At 71.3% G+C, this 15,221-nt stretch carries 12 protein-coding genes and 1 pseudogene; all 13 read right to left on the bottom strand.

What is annotated here, in order from left to right:
* Nucleotides 1-91 precede the first annotated feature (91 nt).
* On the bottom strand, nucleotides 92-1,153 hold the full coding sequence (locus K883_RS22720) for a type III polyketide synthase (protein ID WP_036455970.1): 1,062 nt from the start codon (nucleotides 1,151-1,153) through the stop codon (nucleotides 92-94).
* A gap of 111 nt (nucleotides 1,154-1,264) precedes the next feature.
* The gene (gene argH, locus K883_RS22725) at nucleotides 1,265-2,695 is read right to left on the bottom strand and encodes an argininosuccinate lyase (protein ID WP_036455971.1); all 1,431 of its coding nucleotides are present in this window, start codon (nucleotides 2,693-2,695) and stop codon (nucleotides 1,265-1,267) included.
* A complete protein-coding gene (locus K883_RS22730; protein ID WP_014385093.1) occupies nucleotides 2,692-3,909 on the bottom strand; it encodes an argininosuccinate synthase in 1,218 nt (405 codons plus the stop codon). Before K883_RS22730 ends, argH begins: the two co-directional genes overlap by 4 nt.
* 27 nt (nucleotides 3,910-3,936) lie before the next feature.
* The gene (locus tag K883_RS22735) at nucleotides 3,937-4,431 is read right to left on the bottom strand and encodes an arginine repressor (RefSeq protein ID WP_008257622.1); all 495 of its coding nucleotides are present in this window, start codon (nucleotides 4,429-4,431) and stop codon (nucleotides 3,937-3,939) included.
* A gap of 50 nt (nucleotides 4,432-4,481) precedes the next feature.
* On the bottom strand, nucleotides 4,482-5,408 hold the full coding sequence (argF, locus tag K883_RS22740) for an ornithine carbamoyltransferase (protein ID WP_036455972.1): 927 nt from the start codon (nucleotides 5,406-5,408) through the stop codon (nucleotides 4,482-4,484).
* Complete coding sequence (locus K883_RS22745; protein WP_020822777.1) at nucleotides 5,401-6,594, bottom strand: acetylornithine transaminase; 1,194 nt, start codon at nucleotides 6,592-6,594, stop codon at nucleotides 5,401-5,403. The genes argF and K883_RS22745 overlap by 8 nt, the downstream gene beginning before the upstream one ends.
* Nucleotides 6,591-7,475 (bottom strand): acetylglutamate kinase, encoded by an 885-nt coding sequence (argB, locus tag K883_RS22750; protein WP_020822778.1) that lies wholly within the window; start codon nucleotides 7,473-7,475, stop codon nucleotides 6,591-6,593. The genes K883_RS22745 and argB overlap by 4 nt, the downstream gene beginning before the upstream one ends.
* Nucleotides 7,472-8,683 (bottom strand): bifunctional glutamate N-acetyltransferase/amino-acid acetyltransferase ArgJ, encoded by a 1,212-nt coding sequence (argJ, locus tag K883_RS22755; protein ID WP_014711887.1) that lies wholly within the window; start codon nucleotides 8,681-8,683, stop codon nucleotides 7,472-7,474. The genes argB and argJ overlap by 4 nt, the downstream gene beginning before the upstream one ends.
* Nucleotides 8,680-9,739, bottom strand: a pseudogene (gene argC / locus K883_RS22760) (N-acetyl-gamma-glutamyl-phosphate reductase). The gene argJ and the pseudogene argC overlap by 4 nt, the downstream one beginning before the upstream one ends.
* Before the next feature lie 30 nt (nucleotides 9,740-9,769).
* Entirely contained in the window at nucleotides 9,770-12,256 is a 2,487-nt protein-coding gene (pheT, locus tag K883_RS22765; protein WP_020822780.1) for a phenylalanine--tRNA ligase subunit beta, read from the bottom strand.
* Nucleotides 12,256-13,299: a phenylalanine--tRNA ligase subunit alpha gene (gene pheS, locus K883_RS22770; protein ID WP_020822781.1), complete on the bottom strand. Its 1,044-nt coding sequence runs from the start codon at nucleotides 13,297-13,299 to the stop codon at nucleotides 12,256-12,258. The genes pheT and pheS overlap by 1 nt, the downstream gene beginning before the upstream one ends.
* A gap of 139 nt (nucleotides 13,300-13,438) precedes the next feature.
* On the bottom strand, nucleotides 13,439-14,257 hold the full coding sequence (locus tag K883_RS22775) for a rhomboid-like protein (protein ID WP_008257630.1): 819 nt from the start codon (nucleotides 14,255-14,257) through the stop codon (nucleotides 13,439-13,441).
* 9 nt (nucleotides 14,258-14,266) lie between these two features.
* Complete coding sequence (locus K883_RS22780) at nucleotides 14,267-15,187, bottom strand: adenylate/guanylate cyclase domain-containing protein (RefSeq protein ID WP_009955220.1); 921 nt, start codon at nucleotides 15,185-15,187, stop codon at nucleotides 14,267-14,269.
* Nucleotides 15,188-15,221: the final 34 nt, after the last annotated feature.

Consider the following 15,221-nt stretch of genomic DNA (forward strand, 5'->3'; position numbering starts at 1 on the left):
TCCAAAGGGCCGTCGGTCGACCCACCGCCACAACCTCCCCGCCGCCCCAAAAGGGCGCCTCAGGGCAGGAACGGAGGTACACGAGCGACCATCAGTGCCAACGCAACAACACCAATTCGGAACAGAATCCCGGCCCCATCGCGAGCATCAGGCCGGGACTTCCGCTCGGCGGCGGCTTGGCGAGGGTGTCGCGCAGCACGTGCAACACCGACGCCGACGAAAGGTTGCCGATCTCGCCGAGCGAACGCCAGGTGAGTTCGAGGGCCTCCGGCGGCAGGCTGAGCGCCGCGTTGATCGCCTCGATGACCTTGGGTCCGCCGGGGTGGCTGACGAACGCGCCGATGTCGGTCGGCGTCAGGCCATGGGCGCCGAGAAACTGGGTGACGTCGTCCTCGATGTATTGCTCCACGACCGCCGCGACGTCCTTCGACAGCACGAGCTCGAATCCGCCCGAACGCACGTCGAAGCCCATGGTGCGCAGCGAATCGGGATACAGATGGCTGCGCGAATCCAGGACGCTGGGCCCGGCGGCGGCGAGCTGTTGGGCGCGCCGGTCGCCCACGGCCACCACCGCCGCGGCGCCGTCGGCGAACAGGGCGCTGCCGACCATCCCCGCCAGCGACGGCTTGTATCCGGGGTAGGTCAGCGAGCACAGCTCGACCGAGACCAGGGCGGCGACGGCGTCGGGCGCGCCTCGCAGGTAGTCGTTCGCGCGGGCGACACCGGCGGCGCCGGCCACGCAGCCGAGGCCGAACAGCGGCACGCGGCGCACGTCGTCGCGCAGGCCGAGCCGCGCGGCGATCCGGGCGTCCACGGACGGCACCGTCAGCCCGGTGACGGTGGTCGTGATCAGCACGTCGACGTCCTGCGCCCGCAGTCCCGCCTCGTCGAGCGCGCCGGACAGCGCCTCGCAGCCGAGGTTCACAGCGTGCTCGGTGAAGATCCGGTTGGCCATGCCGAAGTCGGTCAGCGTGGGGTATTGCTCGAGCGGCAGCACCAGGTGGCGGCTGTCGACTTTGGCGCTGGCGTGCAGCTGCCGGACGATGTCTTCGTAGTCCGCGAACTCGGGGATGCTGACGAAGAAGTCGGTGAGCTCGCGCTGCGAATAACGGTGCGGCGGTAGCGCACCGAAGACGCCGGCGACGACGCTCATTGGTTTCCCACCCCTTGGTCACGGGGATCCGGCCCGAAACGTTCATCCGGATCGCTTTGAGCCCGCAGTCTAGTCGGCGCGACAGCGCGGGGCACGGAAACCGACGTCATCTCAACGGCTCCCGCGCGCCCGGTCCTCGAGCCGCTCTTTGAGCCTTCCGGCGCTGGCCAGGACGTTTTCGATCTGCTCGGCGACCCGGACGGGCGCGGTGCCGCCCCACGCATCGCGCGACGCTACTGAGCCCTCGATCGTCAAGACCTCGCGAACCTGCGGTGTGAGGTCGCCGCTGATGGCGGCCAGCTCGTCGTCGGTCAGCTCGTCGAGCCCGACGCCGCGCTCCTCGGCGGCGCGCACGGCCGCGCCGGCGGCCTCGTGCGCGGAGCGGAACGGCACCCCCTGGCGCACCAGCCATTCGGCGATGTCGGTCGCCAGCGTGTACCCGGCCGGCGCGAGGGCGGCCATCCGGTCGACGTCGAACGTCAGGCTTCCCACCAGCCCCGCCATCGCGGGCAGCACCAGCTCCAGCTGGGCCACCGAATCGAACACCGGTTCCTTGTCTTCCTGCAGGTCACGGTTGTAGGCGAGCGGCTGGGCCTTCAGCGTGGCCAGCAGGCCGGCCAGGTTTCCGATCAGCCGACCCGACTTGCCGCGGGCCAGCTCGGCGATGTCCGGGTTCTTCTTCTGCGGCATGATCGAGCTGCCGGTGGACCACGAGTCGTGCAGGGTGACGTAGCCGAATTCGGTCGAGCTCCACAGGATGACGTCCTCGGCCAGCCGGGACAGGTCGACGCCGATCATGGCGAGGACGAACGCCGCCTCCGCGGCGAAATCTCGGGACGCGGTGGCGTCGATGGAGTTGTCGGCGGGGGCCGCGAAGCCGAGCTCAGCGGCGATCGCGCCGGGGTCCAGGCCCAGCGACGACCCGGCCAGCGCCCCGGAGCCGTACGGGGAGATCGCGGCCCGCTTGTCGAAGTCGACGAGGCGGTCGACGTCGCGCAGCAGCGGGTGGGCGTGCGCGAGCAGGTGGTGGGCCAGCAGCACCGGCTGGGCGGACTGCAGGTGGGTTTTGCCGGGCATGATGGCGTCGGGGTGGGCGGCGGCCTGGGCGGCCAGCGCGCCGACGACGTCCAGCGCCCCGGCGGCGACCCGGCGCACCGCGTCGCGCAGCCACATCCGGAACAGGGTGGCCACCTGGTCGTTGCGCGACCGGCCGGCCCGCAGCCGCCCGCCCAGCTCGGGCCCGACGCGGTCGATCAGCCCGCGTTCCAGCGCCGCGTGCACGTCCTCGTCGGTGACCAGCGGCGAAAAGCTGCCGTCGGCGACGTCGGAGGCGAGCTGGTCCAGGCCGGCCAGCAGCCCGTCGCGCTGCTCTTCGGTCAGCAGCCCGGCCCGGAACAGGATCACGGCGTGGGCCCGCGAGGCGACGATGTCGTAAGGGGCCAGCACCCAGTCGAAATGGGTGGACTTGCTCAGCGCGGCCAGCGCGTCCGACGGGCCGTCGGCGAACCGCCCGCCCCACAGCGATCCCTCGCGGGTGCTCACGCTTCGGCCGGGCCCGTCACCGTCTGGTCCCGGCGGGACGCGATCTTCGACGACAGGCCGTGCACGTAGACGAAACCCTTTGCGGCCGACTGGTCGAAGCTGTCGCCCTCGTCGTAGGTGGCCAGGTTGAAGTCGTACAGCGATTCGGCGCTGCGCCGCCCGTTGACCGCGATGTGGCCGCCGTGCAACACCATTCGCACCTCGCCCGTCACGTGCTCCTGGGTCTTGGCGACGAAGCTCTCCAGTGCCTCCTTGAGCGGGGAGTACCACAGCCCGTCGTACACCAGCTCGGCCCAACGCTGATCGGTGTGCCGCTTGAACCGGCCCAGCTCGCGCTCGAGCGTGACGTGTTCGAGTTCGGTGTGCGCGGTGATGAGCACCATGGCGCCGGGCGCCTCGTAGATCTCGCGGCTCTTGATGCCCACCAGCCGGTCCTCGACGACGTCGAGGCGGCCGACGCCCTGCGCGCCGGCGCGGGTGTTGAGCTCCTCGATGGCGTCCAGCACCGACACCCGCTTGCCGTCGATCGTCACCGGCACGCCGCGCTCGAACCCGACGATCACCTCGTCTGGGGTGCTCCAGTTCAGCGTGGGGTCTTCGGTGTAGGCGTAGACGTCCTTGGTGGGCGCGTTCCAAAGGTGTTCCAGGAAGCCGGTTTCCACCGCGCGGCCCCACACGTTCTGGTCGATCGAGAACGGCGAGCGCTTGGTGACGTTGATCGGGATGGCGTTCTCCTCGGCGAACGCGATCGCCTTCTCGCGCGTCCAGGCGTAGTCGCGGACCGGCGCCAGCACCTCGAGATCGGGTGCCAGCGAACCGAATCCGACCTCGAACCGGACCTGGTCGTTGCCCTTGCCGGTGCAGCCGTGCGCGACGATGCTGCCGCCGTGCTCGCGCGCCGCCGCCACCAGGTGCTTGACGATCAACGGCCGGCTGATCGCCGACACCAGCGGGTAGCGATCCATATAGAGGGCGTTGGACAGGATGGTGGGAAGGCAGTAACCCTCGGCGAATTCGTCGCGGGCGTCGACGACGACGGCCTCCACCGCCCCGCAGTCCAGGGCCCGCTGGCGGATGACCTCCATGTCTTCGCCGCCCTGGCCGAGGTCGATCGCCACCGCTACGACCTCACGGCCGGTCTCCTTGCCGATCCAGCTGATGGCCACCGAGGTGTCCAGACCGCCGGAATACGCCAGGATGACGCGTTCTGACATGAACCAATCTCCTTAGGTTGAAATCGCTTACGTGAGTTTTTCCAATGTGGTGGCCAGTTCGGCGCCGGTCATCGGCTCTCGGGCGGCCACGAAGACGGTGTCATCGCCGGCGATGGTGCCGACGACGTACGGTAGCGCCGCGCGATCGATCGCGCTGGCCAAATAGTTGGCACCGCCGGGCGGGGTGCGCAGCACCGCGAGGTTCGCGCTGGAGTCGGCCGACACCAACAGCTCGCCGAGCAACCGGGACAGCCGGGCGGTGCCGCCCGACACGCCGCGCACCGGGCTGCCGTCCTCGGGAACGATGTAGACGCCGACGCCGCCGTCGGCGCCGCGCAGCTTCACCGCGCCCAGCTCCTCCAGGTCGCGCGACAGGGTGGCCTGGGTGACCTCGATGCCCTCGCCGGCCAGCCGGGCCGCCAGTTCGCTTTGACTGCTGATCGACGCCGACGACAGGATCGCCACGATGCGGTCCTGGCGCCCGGCCCGGGTGGTTTCGGGCGTGGCCTTGCTACGGGTCATTGCGCCGCTCCTCCTCATCGCTGCGCCCTGCATCGTCGCCGGCGCGCGGGTCATGACCGCCGCTCCAAAAGCCATGTCAGCAGCGCCTTTTGGGCGTGCAACCGGTTCTCGGCCTCGTCGAAGACCACGCTGGCCGGGCCGTCCATCACCTCGTCGGTGATCTCGTCGCCGCGATGAGCCGGAAGGCAGTGCAGCACAACGGCTTCCGGGTCGGCCAGCGACAGCAGGTCGGCGTTGATCTGATACGGCCGGAACGGTTTGACCCGGTCCAGGCCGTCGCCCTCCTGTCCCATCGACGTCCACGTGTCGGTGACCAGGACGTCGGCGCCGCGCGCGGCCGCCCCGGCGTCGGCGGTGACGGTGACCGAGGCGTCGGTGTCCTCGGCGCGCCGGCGGGCCGCGGCCACGAACGCCGGATCGGGGGCGAAGCCGTCCGGGGCGGCGATCGTGACGTGGATGCCGGCGGTGACCCCGCCGAGCATCAACGAGTGCGCCATGTTGTTGGCGCCGTCGCCGAGGTAGGTCATCCGCAGGCCACGCAGCGCTCCCTTGCGTTCGGCGATGGTCTGCAGGTCGGCGAGCACCTGGCAGGGGTGGAACTCGTCGGACAGCGCGTTGACCACCGGCACCGTCGCGGCCCCGGCCATCGCCTCGAGTCGCTCCTGCCCGAACGTGCGCCAGACGATGGCCTCGACGTAGCGGGACAGCACCCGCGCGGTGTCCTCCAGGGTCTCGTCGCGGCCCAGCTGGGTGCTGCGGGCGTCGACGACGACTGCGTGCCCGCCGAGCTGGGCAATGCCCACCTCGAAGGAGAACCGGGTGCGGGTGGAGTTCTTGTCGAACAGGACCGCGACCCCGCGCGGCCCCTCTAGGGGACGCGCGCAGAACGGGTCCTTCTTCAGCTCGGCGGCCAGCTGCAGCACTTCGGACTGCTCGGTGGGCGACAGGTCGTCGTCGCGCAGGAAATGCCTAACCACGTGCGGCCCCTTCGAGGATGCCCGGCAGCGCGGCGATGAACCCGTCGAGCTGGCCTTCGGTGATGATCAGCGGCGGGGCCAGCCGGATGACGTCGGGCGCGGCGGCGTTCACCAGGAACCCGGCCTCGCGCGCGGCCGCCTCGGCGTCCTTGGCCCGCGCCGCGGTGAGCACCACCCCGCACAGCAGTCCGCGCCCGCGCACGTGGTCGACGAGCGGGTGACCGAGCCCCTCGATGCCGTGCCGCAACGACTTGCCCACCACCTCGGCGTGGCGGACCAGGTTGTCGGACGCCAGCACCCGCAGCACCGCCAGCGCCGCCGCGGTGCAGACCGGATTGCCGCCGAAGGTGCTGCCGTGCAGGCCGGGCGTCATCATCTCGGCGGCGCGCCCGACGGCCAGGCACGCCCCGATGGGCAGGCCGCCGCCGAGCCCCTTGGCGAGCGTGACCACGTCGGGGGTGATGCCGTCATGCTGGTGGGCGAAAAACGTTCCGGTGCGGCCCATCCCGGTCTGCACCTCGTCGAGCACCAGCAGGGCGCCGTGCCGCGCGGTGACATCGCGCGCGGCGGCCAGGTATCCCTCGGGCGGGACGACGACGCCGCTCTCCCCCATGATCGGCTCCAGAAACACCGCCGCGGTGTCGTCGTCGACCGCCGCGGCCAGCGCCGCGGCGTCGCCGTACGGCACGTAGGTGACGTCGCCGGGCAGCGGGGCGAACGGCGCCCGCTTGCTCGGCTGGCCGGTCAGCGCCAGCGATCCCATCGTCCGGCCGTGGAAAGCCTCTTGCGCGGCAACCAGTTTCGTGCGGCCCGTGAGCCGGGACATTTTGAAGGCCACCTCGTTGGCCTCGGTGCCGGAGTTGCAGAAGAATACCCGCGCCGGAGTTTCCTCGGGCGCGCCCAGCAGGGCCACCAGTTCCTCGGCCAGAGCGATGCCGGGTTCGGTCGCGTACAGGTTGGACGTGTGGCCCAGCGTCGCCATCTGCCGGGTGACGGCCTCGATGATCGCGGGGTGGCGGTGGCCCAGGATGTTGACCGCGATGCCGCCGAGCAGGTCGAGGTAGCTCTTGCCGTCGACGTCGGTGACCACGGCCCCGTCGCCACTGGCCAGGGCCATCGCGGGGGTGCCGTAGTTGTTCATCATCACGGCTTCCCACCGCCGCTTCAGGGCGTCGGTATTACTCATGCCGGTACCACCTTGGTTCCCGTGCCCGCGTCGGTGAAAAGCTCCACCAGCACACAATGTTCGACCCGGCCGTCGATGACGTGGGCGCTCGGCACACCGGCGCTCACGGCCCTCAGACAGGCTTCGACCTTGGGAATCATGCCCGCCTCCAGGGTGGGTAGCAGTTGCGACAATGTGGCGGTGTCGATTTCGCTGACCAGCGAATCGCGGTCGGGCCAACTCGTGTACAGGCCTTCGACATCGGTGAGCATCAACAGCTTCTCGGCGCGCAGCGCGTCGGCCAGCGCCGCCGCGGCGGTGTCGGCGTTGATGTTGTGCACCACACCTTCGGCGTCCGGCGCCAGCGTCGACACCACCGGAATGCGCCGTGCGGCAATAAGATCCAGCACCGCGGCGGTATTGACCCGCTCGACGTCGCCCACCAGGCCGATGTCGGTGGCCACGCCGTCGACGGTGACGCTGCGCCGCACGGCGGTGAACAGCTGGGCGTCCTCGCCGGTGATGCCGACCGCGTACGGCCCGTGCGCGTTGATCAAGTTGACGAGCTCGCGGCCGACCTGGCCGAACAACACCATCCGCGCCACGTCGAGCACTTCCGGTGTGGTGACCCGGAATCCGCCCTTGAAGTCACCCTGGATGCCGAGCCGGCGCAGCATCGCGCTGATCTGCGGGCCGCCGCCGTGCACGACGACGGGGTGCACGCCGCAGTTGCGCAGGAACGCCATGTCGGCGGCGAACGCGTGCCGCAGCGTGTCGTCAGTCATGGCGTTGCCGCCGTACTTGATGACGACGATCTTGCCGTGCAACTGCTTGAGCCAGGGCAGCGCCTCGGCGAGCACCTGCGCCTTGACCGCGGTGGATAAGTCGCTGGCGCGGGTCATGAGCTGTAGGCCGAATTCTCTTCGACGTAGCCGTGGGACAGGTCGGTGGTCCGGATGGTGGCCCGGCCGTCGCCGAGCCGCAGATCGACGGCGATGTCGATGTCGGCTCCCGAGAGGTCCACCTCGCGCGCTCCCGGCGCCCCCACCCCGTCGGCGAAGACCGTGGAGCCGTTGAACGACACCGTGATCCTATCGGGATCCAGGGCGATGGGCGCGATGCCGACGGCGGCGAGCACCCGTCCCCAGTTGGGGTCCGAACCGAACACCGCCGTCTTGACCAGGCTGTCGCGGGCGATGGTCCGGGCGGCGACCAGGGCGTCGTCCTCGGAGGCGGCGCCGGTGACGGTGACGTTGACGCGCTTGGTGACGCCCTCGGCGTCGGCCTGCAGCTGCGCGCACAGGTCGTCGCAGACACGCAGCACGGCGTCGTCGAGATCGCCCTGATCCGGCGCGATCCCGCTGGCCCCGGAGGCCAGCAGCAGCACCGTGTCGTTGGTCGAGCACGCGCCGTCGATGTCGAGCCGGTCGAAGGTGCGCGCGGTGGCGTGGCGCAGCGCGGAGTCCAGCGCGGCGGCGTCGACGACCGCGTCGGTGGTCAGCACGCAGAGCATGGTCGCCAGCGACGGCGCGAGCATGCCCGCGCCCTTGGCCATCCCGCCGATCGTCCAGCTGTCCGGGTGGTGCAGCGCAACCTGTTTGGGCACGGTGTCGGTGGTCATGATCGCCTGGGCGGCGTCGTCGCCGCCGGACAGGCCGCCGGCCATGTCCTGCACGATCGCGCGCACGCCGGACAGCACCTTGTCCATCGGCAACCGGTCACCGATCAGCCCGGTGGAGCACACCGCGACCTCGATGGCCCCGGTCTCGGTTCCCCAGTCCGACAGGGCGGCCGCGACGGCCTCGGCCGTGGCGTGGGTGTCTCCGAACCCGCCCGGCCCGGTGCAGGCGTTGGCGCCGCCGGAGTTGAGGATCACCGCGCGCAGCGCGCCCGTGCTCAGCACCTGCTGGCTCCACAGCACCGGCGCGGCCTTGACCCTGTTGCGGGTGAACACCCCGGCGGCCGCGTAATCGGGGCCCTCGTTGAAGACCAGGGCCAGGTCGCGCTTGCCCGAGGCCTTGATGCCGGCGGCGATGCCCGCCGCCCGGAATCCGGCCGGCGCGGTGACGCCCTGCTCGCGCAGCAACCGCGGCGACTCGGTGCGCGTCACGGCGCCACCCCGATCACCGAAAGGCCTTCCGTCTCCGGCCAACCCAGTGCCAGGTTCATCGACTGCACGGCGGCCCCGGCCGTGCCCTTGACCAGGTTGTCGATCGCGGCGATCGCCACGAAGGTCTGGGCCGCCTCGTCCACCGCGACGGCGATGTGCGCCGCGTTGCTGCCGATCACCGCACCCGTGCGGGGCAGCTGACCGTCGGGCATCAGGTAGATGAATGGCTCTGCGTCGTAAGCCTTTTCGTAGGCCTCCCGCAGCTGCGGCAACGACGCACGGGTGGGGGCGGTGCACGTGGCCAGGATCCCGCGCGACGTCGGGATCAGCACCGGGGTGAACGACACCGTCACGGCGCGGCCGGTGACGGCCCCCAGCCCCTGGGCGATCTCCGGGGTGTGCCGGTGCGCCCCGGCGATGTTGTAGGCGCGCGCCGACCCGATGACCTCGGCGCCCAGCAGGTCGGTCTTGGCGGCCCGCCCGGCCCCGGAGGTGCCGCTGACGGCGACGACCGTGACGGCGGGCTCGACGAGGTCTGAGGCCACCGCGGGCAGCAACGCCAGCAGCGCCGCGGTCGGGTAGCAGCCGGGAACCGCGATGCGCCGCGCGCCGCGCAGCCGCTCGCGCGCGCCCGGGAGCTCCGGCAGCCCGTAGGGCCAGCTGCCCGCGTGCGGGGTGCCGTAGGACCGCTCCCAGGCGGCGGCGTCGGTGAGCCGGAAGTCCGCGCCGCAGTCGATGATCACGGTGTCGGGGCCGAGCTGAGAGGCCAGCGCGGCCGAATGGCCGTGCGGCAAGCCCAGGAACACCACGTCGTGGCCCGCGAGCACGGCGGGCTCGGTCGGCTCGACGACGCGCTGGGCCAGCGGCGTCAGGTGCGGATGGTGCTCAGCGAGCGTGCTGCCGGCGCTGGCAGCGGCGGTCAGCGCGCCGATCGACAGGCGCCCCTGGGCGTAGGCCGGGTGCCCAAGCAGCAAGCGCAGGATTTCACCGCCCGCATAGCCGCTGGCACCGGCAACTGCCACCTTGATCACGTCGGCCATTTCGACGATTTTGCATGGTTATGCAGTAGTTTGCAAATCCATTCCATCAGGCGCGGAGCTCGGCGCCGACCGACTCGGCGGCCCGGCGCACGGCAGCCTCGCGGGCCGCGGTCGCGTCGTCCTCGGTCAGCGTGCGATCCGGCGCCCGGAACCGCAGCGCGAAGGTCAGCGACTTGCGGTCCTCCCCGATCTGCGGGCCGGTGAAAACGTCGAACAGCTGCAGGTCTTCCAGCAGCTCGCCCGCGCCTTCGCGCACGGCGTCGGCCACCGCCTGAGCCGGTACGTCCGCCGACACCACCAGGCTGACGTCCTGGAAGACCGCCGGGAACGGAGACACCCGGGGCGCGGGCAGCGCCCCGACGAGGGGCACGGCGTCGAGATCGAGTTCGAGGGCGCAGGTGCCCTTGGGCAGCCCGGAGCGCTCGGTCACGGCCGGGTGCAGCTGGCCCGCGTACCCGACCGTCGTGTCGCCCACGAGCACCTCGGCGCACCGGCCCGGGTGCCACGGCAGCTGCTGCGCCGCCCGCAACCGCACGTCGATGCCGGCGGCGCGGGCGATGATGCGCACCGCCTCGAACGCGTCGGCGGCCTCGGCGCGCCGGCCCGGCCCCCAGGGGCCGCGCGCTTCCCGCAGGCCGGTCAGCACCGCGGCGACGTGCTGGGGTTGGCGCGGCAACGACGCGTCGAGCGTGGCGATCTCGGCGTCGGTGGGCCGCCGGTCGACGGGGATCGGCGTCACGCCGCGGGTCTCTGCTGTCGGCTGCACCACCTGGGCAAGGGCATAGAGCGAAACGTCGACCAGACCGCGGGATACGTTGCGCACCAAGGCTTCCAGCAGCGCCGGCAGCAGGGTGGTGGCCAGGTGCGGGCGGTCGGCCTCCAGCGGGTTGAGCACGTCGGTCGTGACGCGCCGCGGATCGTCGGGCGGCAGTCCCCACAGGTCGAACACCCCGGCGGGCAAAAAGGGCGTCGGCAGGATCTCGACGTACCCGGACTGGGCCAGCGACCTGCCGATGGCGCGGCGGCGCTGTTGCACGGCGGACAGCCCGCGGCCCGCCGGCGCCGACGGCAGCACCGAGGGGATGACCTCCAGGCCCTCGAGCCGCAGCACCTCCTCGACGAGGTCGGCGGGCTGCAGCAGGTCGGGCCGCCAGCTGGGTGGGGTGACCGTCAGCGTGTCGCCGTGTTCGGCGACGGCGGCACCGATTTGGGACAGCCGCTTGGCGGCCGTGCCCGGGGCGTAGGCCACGCCGGCGATGCGGCCGGGCAGGTCGGCGGCGATGTCGATCGGCGACCCGGCCCAGTCGTCGCGGGGCGGGTCACCCCGCCAATCGGTCAGCGTGTCGGACACCGCGCCGCCGGCGATCTCGGCGAGCAGCGTGGCGCAGCGGTCCAGCGCGGCAACGGAAATGGCCGGATCCACGCCCCGCTCGTAGCGGCGGGCGGCCTCGCTGGGCAGGTGCAATCTGCGCTGGGTGCGCGACACCGCGGCGGGATCCCACACCGCGGCCTCGAGCAGCACGTCGGTGGAATCGGCGCGCACCTCGGTGCTCGCCGCGCCCATCACGCCGCCGATCGCCGTGGTCGCCGTGTCGTCGACGATCAGGACGTCGGCCGGTTCCAGTTTGCGTTCGATGTCGTCGAGGGTGACGACGGTCTCGCCGGGACGGGCGCAGCGCACGCCGAAGCCGCCGTTGATGCGGTTGCGGTCGTGGGCGTGCAGGGGGTGGCCCAGCTCGAGCATCACGTAGTTCGTGACGTCGACCGCCGGCGAGGTGGGGCGGATGCCCGAGAGCAGCAGGCGGCGCTGCAGCCACCACGGTGACACGGCCGCCGGCTCGATGCCGGTGACCGGGCGCAGCGCGAACCGCCGCACGCCGGTGTCGGGCTGCACCGTCAGCGGCCAGGCCTCCCCGTTGGCCGGCAACGGCTTGACGTCCGCGGGGTCGACGAAGTCCAGGTCGTAGGCGCAGGCGACCTCGCGCGCCAGGCCCCGCAGCGACATGCCGTAACCGCGGTCGGGGGTGATGGCCAGGTGGAAGATCACGTCGTCGAGTCCCAGCACGGCGTGGCCGTCGGCGCCGGGTTCGGCGGTGCCCGGCGGCAGCACCAGAATTCCGGAATGGTCGGCGCCCAAACCGAGTTCGGCCGCCGAGCAGATCATTCCCTCCGAGGTGCGGCCGTAGGTCTTACGCGCGGCGATGGCGAATCCGCCGGGCAGCGTGGTGCCCGGAAGCGCCGCCACCACGAGGTCACCGGCCACGAAGTTAGTTGCGCCGCAAACGATCTCGCGGTCTTTATCCGCGCCGACGTCGACGCGGCAGAACCGGATCGGCTTCTTGAAACCGGTGAGTTCCTCGATGTCGGTGACGCGGCCCACCGTCAGCGGGCCCTCGACCGGGCCGAGGGCGAGAACCTCTTCGACCTCGTGGCCGATGTCCACCAGCGCCTGCTCCAGCTCGGCGGGGGCCACGTCCCAGGCCGGCGCGCCGCCGTTCACGACCTCGCGCAGCCAGCTGTACGGAACGCGCATCAGGCACCCACCCCGAACGGCAGCGAGAACCGGACGTCGCCCTCGACCATGTCGCGCATGTCCGGAATCCCGTTGCGGAACTGCAGCGTTCGTTCCAGGCCCATGCCGAACGCAAAGCCGGAGTATTCTTGCGCGTCAATCCCGGCGGCCCGCAACACGTTTGGGTGCACCATCCCGCAGCCGCCCCACTCCACCCAGCCCGGTCCGCCCTTCTTGCCGACGAACCACACGTCGACCTCGGCGGAGGGCTCGGTGAACGGAAAGAAGTGCGGGCGGATGCGGGTCCGCGCCTCCGGGCCGAACTGGGCGCGCGCGAACGCGTCCAGCGTGCCCCGCAGGTGCGCCATGGACAGGCCGCGGTCCACCGCCAGGCCTTCGACCTGGTGGAAGACCGGGGTGTGGGTGGCGTCGAGCTCGTCGGTGCGGAAGGTGCGGCCTATCGAGACGATGTAGACGGGCAACTCGCGGGCCAGCAGCGTGCGCACCTGCACCGGCGAGGTGTGGGTGCGTAGCAGCTGCCGAGAATCCTCGGGCGCGATGTAGAAGGTGTCCTGCTCGCTGCGCGCGGGGTGGTCGGCGGGAAAGTTGAGCGCGTCGAAGTTGAACTGTTCGCTTTCGACCTCGGGACCGTCGACCACTTCCCAACCCATGGCGATGAAGGTGTCGGCGACGTGTTCGGCGAGGATCGTGATCGGGTGCCGCGCCCCGGCCGGCTGTCGCGTCGACGGCAACGTGACGTCGATGCGCTCGGCGACGAGCACGGCGGCGTCGCGTTCGGCGCGCAGGGCCGCGAGGCGTTCGTCGTACCCCTGCTGGGCCTCGCCCCGCGCGGCGTTGACCCGCTTGCCGGCATCGGCGCGTTGGTCTTTAGCAACGCTGCCCAGCGCCTGGCGCGCCAGCGCCAGCGGTGAGCGGTCGCCGAGGTGCTCGGTCTTGGCGCGCGCCAGCGTTTCGAGGTCGTCGGCCCGGGTGAAGGCCTGCCGCGCGGCGTTGACCGCCGCGGTCAACGCTTCGGGCGACAGGTCGACGGGTTGCTCACCCACGCGGCGACACTCTCCTTGCTGACGAAGCTGTTAGGGCTGCCCGCATCGATGGTGCATTCCGCGCGGCACGGGACGACTGCTGATCATAGTGATCGGATCCGCGGCGCCCGGCGGGCGCTGGGCACTGGCGCGGCGGGACTCAGCCGGCGACGGCCGGCGCCGGACCGGGCAGCGTGTCGTCGCCGTCCAGCGGCGCGACCGGCAGGCCCCGGCCGGTGACGTACCTCGCCCCCGCATAGGCGACCACGGCGCCGAGGAGACCGAACACCGGCGTCGCCGCCATGGTCCCCCAGTGGTGCGCCAGCATCAGGAAACCGAAGCCCGAGGAAGCCGCCAGCATCAGGTACCGGGCCGGTGTCCAGTGGATCGGCTGCCGGAACCGCGCCGACACGAGCACGCCCAGGATCACCGCGACGGTGTGGCCGGCGTCGGTGAAGTCGCCGCCGACGATCGCCGAAGCGATGCCCGCCGCCACCCACCAGCCGACCCAGGCGGCCCGCCAGCGCGACGGGATCACCGCCGTCATCGCGCCGAGCACCGCCAGCGCGCCGTAGCTCATCCCGACGTCACTCGCCCGGGTGATCGACACAGGCAGCCAGCCGAATTCGACCGCCCCGGCCAGGGCGGCGGCCACCAGCAGCGTCGCGCCGATGTGGCCAACGAGAAAGGCCACCACCAGCCGGATGGTGCGCAAATGCAGCTCCGCCAGCGCCAGCAGGCAGGTCAGGAAGGGCAGCCAGAAGTAGAGCGGCCCGGCGTCGACGACCAGCGCGCTGCCCAGCAGCGTGCCGAGGTGCCCGTGGGCCAGGTTGTGCAGGTTGGTGCTGGCGCGCGCGACGATGACGTCATGTGCGTCCGGGCCGAGCACCAGGATGGCGCAGCTGATGGCAAGCAACAGCGCCGCATACCCCACGGTGAATTGGACCCGGGCGAGCCGGGACACGATGCCCCCAATCATTGGCACTCATTATGGCTGCGGTTTTGTTTCGGCTGTGTCATCAGAGCCTGACAACTCCCTAAAAGTCTTGAGGCGATATATCGCCAAATCGGCGGGCATGCCGGCGGGCTTGGGCCCGAAAACCGGTTTGCGGGTCCGCTTGGCCTCGACGCCCAACGCGTCCAACTCGCTTTGCGGTATGAGATCCAACGTTGAACTCGACACCATGATTCCACCTTTGGTGGCCCGTTCCATAACTCGTGCGGCGATATTCACATCCACGCCGAGCCAATCCGAGGCCAGCCGCTGCGGTCGTCCGGTGTGGATCCCCACGCGCATCCGCGGTGTGTAGCCCTCCACCTCGACCGATCCGACCGCCTCCTTGGCGGCCAACACGGCCCGCACGGCGACGGTCGGATCACCGAACACGGCCATGAGGCCGTCACCCATGCGTTTGACGATGTGCCCGCCGGCGTCGAGCAGCGGCGGCTCGAGGGCCCGCGCCACCTGACGCAACAGCGCCAGCGCCGCGTCGTCGCCGGCCCGCAGGGACCACGTCGAAAAGCCGACCAGGTCGGTGAAGACCAACGTCACCTCGGGATTGGCCGGCCGGCGGGAAACGCCTTCGGTCAGCGCCTGCCACACCTGCAGCACCCCGAGGCTGACCTCACGCGACACCGCGTCGCGGTCCCCCAGCAGCCGGTCGGCCGCGCGCGCCGCGGCGCGCGGACCGCCGTCGCCGGCCGTGGACAACGGATCGCCGAACTCGGGGTCCCCCGGCAACAGCCGGCGTGCCCGCCGGACCAGGGCGACCGCCCCGGGGCTGTGATTGCGGCCGTGCAGCCATTGGGTCGCGTTGTGCACCGACAGCGGCGTGCGCCGCGAAGCGGAGTGCGCCGCGCGGGATTCGTCGGGCTCGCCCGGCTTCAGATCGCGACGCGCGAGTTCCACCTGGCCAGGTTATTTGGTTTCGTCAGAGGCAGGC

Origin of the sequence: Mycobacterium sp. TKK-01-0059 (genome assembly GCF_000709305.1) — a bacterium.
In the GTDB taxonomy this organism is placed as follows: Bacteria; Actinomycetota; Actinomycetes; order Mycobacteriales; family Mycobacteriaceae; genus Mycobacterium; species Mycobacterium intracellulare.

Coding starts and splice junctions, on each gene's coding strand:
- K883_RS22720 (WP_036455970.1), bottom strand. CDS start 1,153: ATGAGCGTCGTCGCCGGCGTCTTCGGTGCGCTACCGCCGCACCGTTAT.
- K883_RS22730 (WP_014385093.1), bottom strand. CDS start 3,909: ATGTCAGAACGCGTCATCCTGGCGTATTCCGGCGGTCTGGACACCTCG.
- K883_RS22735 (WP_008257622.1), bottom strand. CDS start 4,431: ATGACCCGTAGCAAGGCCACGCCCGAAACCACCCGGGCCGGGCGCCAG.
- K883_RS22745 (WP_020822777.1), bottom strand. CDS start 6,594: ATGAGTAATACCGACGCCCTGAAGCGGCGGTGGGAAGCCGTGATGATG.
- argB (WP_020822778.1), bottom strand. CDS start 7,475: ATGACCCGCGCCAGCGACTTATCCACCGCGGTCAAGGCGCAGGTGCTC.
- pheT (WP_020822780.1), bottom strand. CDS start 12,256: ATGCGCGTTCCGTACAGCTGGCTGCGCGAGGTCGTGAACGGCGGCGCG.
- K883_RS22775 (WP_008257630.1), bottom strand. CDS start 14,257: ATGATTGGGGGCATCGTGTCCCGGCTCGCCCGGGTCCAATTCACCGTG.